The 381-nt window shown below is 64.6% G+C and carries 1 protein-coding gene; it reads right to left on the bottom strand.

All coding sequences use genetic code 11. From position 1 onward, the window contains the following. The coding region (locus tag HWX00_RS36590) for a hypothetical protein (RefSeq protein WP_208456757.1) at nucleotides 1–381 on the bottom strand (381 nt) is incomplete at both ends.

Raw genomic sequence — 381 nt, 5'->3', positions numbered from 1 at the left:
GGCCTCTCGTCGGCCAACAGCTCGATCACTTCGCTGTCCACCTCGACCTCGACCGGCTTGTCGTCGGCCAATAGCTCGATCACCTCGCTGTCGACCTCGACGTCGACGGGGCTCTCGTCGGCCAACAGCTCGATCACTTCGCTGTCGACGTCGACGTCGACGGGTCTGTCCTCGGCGAACAGCTCGATCACGTCCCTGTCGACCTCGACCTCGACGGGTCTCTCGTCGGCCAATAGCTCGATCACCTCGCTGTCGACTTCGACCTCCACCGGCCTGTCCTCGGCGAATAGCTCGATCACGTCGCTGTCCACCTCGACCTCGACCGGCCTGTCCTCGGCGAACAGCTCGATCACCTCGCTGTCCACGTCGACCTCGACCGGC

Source organism: Burkholderia seminalis DSM 23518 (genome assembly GCF_902832885.1).
Classification (GTDB): domain Bacteria; phylum Pseudomonadota; class Gammaproteobacteria; order Burkholderiales; family Burkholderiaceae; genus Burkholderia; species Burkholderia seminalis.
The sequence above is the reverse complement of the archived record's forward strand: the minus strand, read 5'-3'. Positions and strand labels throughout refer to the sequence as shown.